At 71.2% G+C, this 2,404-nt stretch carries 2 protein-coding genes; both read left to right on the top strand.

Features of this window, described 5'->3' with window-relative positions:
- The first annotated feature begins 191 nt into the window (after positions 1 to 191).
- Positions 192 to 1,286 carry an NAD-dependent epimerase/dehydratase family protein gene (locus tag ACFW2Y_RS35510; RefSeq protein ID WP_384887800.1) on the top strand — a complete coding sequence of 365 codons (1,095 nt, stop codon included), beginning with the start codon at positions 192 to 194 and terminating at the stop codon, positions 1,284 to 1,286.
- A 15-nt stretch (positions 1,287 to 1,301) separates the two neighbouring features.
- Positions 1,302 to 2,333 (top strand): lysophospholipid acyltransferase family protein, encoded by a 1,032-nt coding sequence (locus ACFW2Y_RS35505; RefSeq protein WP_384887798.1) that lies wholly within the window; start codon positions 1,302 to 1,304, stop codon positions 2,331 to 2,333.
- The last annotated feature ends 71 nt before the right edge of the window (positions 2,334 to 2,404 follow it).

The raw sequence follows: 2,404 nt of genomic DNA, 5'->3' as shown, positions 1-2,404 counted from the left end.
GGTGGGCGCGTTTTTGTTTATAAGACCCCGGTTTCCGGGTCCAAACAACAAGTACGGCCACAGCTCCACCCCAGATTTTGGTGCTTCCGGGGTGGCCCTTCACCGTTCGCGGTGAAGGGCCACGCTTTTATCGCGCCGAAACGTCGAGACGCTACGGTGGCACCGACGGAGGACGGACGGAGGCGCTGATCTTGGGCAAGGTCGTGCTCGTCACGGGAGCGGCCCGGCAGCTGGGCGGCCGTTTCGTGCGGCGGATCCAGCGGGACCCGGAAGTGGAGCGGGTGATCGCGGTGGACGCGGTCGAACCGACGCACCAGCTCGGCGCCGCCGAGTTTGTACGGGCGGACATTCGCCGGCCCGAGATCGCCAAGGTCCTCGCCGAGCACGACGTCGACACGGTGGTCCATCTGGACGTCACCGGCACGGCGCTCGGCGGCGGCGGCCGGACGTCGGTCAAGGAGACCAACGTCATCGGCACCATGCAGCTCCTCGGAGCCTGCCAGAAGTCGCCGCGGATACGGCGGCTGGTGATCAAGTCCAGCACGAACGTCTACGGTTCCGCACCCAGGGACCCGGCCGTCTTCACCGAGACCACGCCCGCGAAGGCCCTGCCGAGCGGCGGCTTCGCCAAGGACGCCGTCGAGGTCGAGGGGTACGTCCGGGGCTTCGCCCGCCGCCGGCCGGACGTGGCGGTGTGCGTGCTGCGGTTCGCGAACATCCTCGGCCCCCGGATCGACTCCCCGCTCGCCGAGTACCTGGCGCTTCCGGTGCTGCCGACCGTCCTGGGCCACGACCCGCGGCTGCAGTTCGTCCACGAGGACGACGTGGTCGACGTGCTGCGCCTGGCGGCGCACGAGCCCCGTAGGGCGACCCTGAACAGCGGCACCTTCAACGTGGCCGGAGACGGGGTGCTGCTGCTCTCCCAGTGCGCACGGCGGCTCGGGCGCCCGACGGTACCGGTGCTGCTGCCCGCGGTCACCTGGGTGGGAACGGCGCTGCGCACGGTCGGGATCACCGACTTCGCTCCCGAGCAGATCCGACTGCTCACCCACGGTCGGGTCGTCTCGACCGTCCAGATGCGGGAAGTCCTGGGGTTCTCGCCGCGCTACTCCACGGCGGAGGCGCTCGCGGACTTCGCGCGGCACCGGGGGCCGGGGCTGCTGCCGCCCGAGCGGCTCGCCGGGGCGGTGGACCGGCTCGCCGGGAGCGTGGTCCCGACCGAGGACGCCCCCGTCGCGCCCCCGCCTTCTTCGACAGCCCCTTCCACAGTCCACGACGGCGCCTGAGGAGAACCGACTGCGATGGCGGACGCCAAGGTCATTCCGTTCGACGACGACCGTTCGCGGTCCCGCCGCCGGACCGCCCGGGCCGACGGAGAGTCGGCGGCCGTACGCGCCCTGCCCGGGTCCGGACGGACGCCGGAGGACGCCCCCGAGGAGCCCGGGGCCGCCCGCCGGGCACCGGCGGAGCCCGAGGCGCCACCGGCCGCGGGGAACGGCTGGGAGCGACGGCTCGCGGGCGGCCTCGCGTTCCTGCGGCGGCGGATCACCGGTGAGTACGAGGTCGACGAGTTCGGCTACGACGAAGAGCTCACCGACCAGGTCCTGATGTCGCTGCTGCGCCCGCTGTACGAGAAGTACTTCCGGGTGGAGGTGAAGGGCATCGAGAACGTCCCCGCCGACGGCGGGGCGTTGATCGTCGCCAACCACTCCGGGACCCTGCCCCTGGACGGGCTGATGATGCAGGTCGCCGTCCACGACCGGCATCCGGCCGGGCGGCACCTGCGGTTGCTCGCGGCGGACCTGGTCTTCGTGCTGCCGGTCGTCAGCGAATTGGCCCGCAAGGCGGGGCACACGCTGGCCTGTGCGGAGGACGCGGAGCAGCTGCTGCGCGCCGGTGAGATCGTCGGGGTGATGCCGGAGGGTTTCAAGGGGATCGGGAAGCCCTTCGGAGAGCGGTACAAGCTCCAGCGCTTCGGGCGCGGCGGTTTCGTGTCGACGGCGCTGCGGGCCGGGGTGCCGATCGTGCCCTGCTCGATCGTCGGGGCGGAGGAGATATACCCGATGCTCGGGAACGCCAAGACCCTGGCGCGGGTGCTGGGCCTTCCGTACTTCCCGGTCACCCCGACCTTCCCCTGGTTGGGGCCGCTGGGTGCGCTGCCGTTGCCGACGAAGTGGACGATCCAGTTCGGTGAGCCCATCCCGACGGATTCCTATGCGCCGGAGGCGGTGGAGGACCCGATGCTGATGTTCAACCTGACGGACCAGGTGCGGGAGGAGATCCAGCACACCCTGTACAAGCTCCTGGTGCAGCGGCGGTCGGTGTTCTTCTGACCGCCGCCGTGCCGGGCACCTGAGCGCGACAAGGCCCGGGCATGGCAGGAGGGGCACCCCCCGTCCGTGGG

Source organism: Streptomyces sp. NPDC058877, assembly GCF_042742855.1.
In the GTDB taxonomy this organism is placed as follows: Bacteria; Actinomycetota; Actinomycetes; order Streptomycetales; family Streptomycetaceae; genus Streptomyces.
Note: the sequence above shows the minus strand (reverse complement) of the source record. Positions and strands in the feature narration are given on the sequence as shown.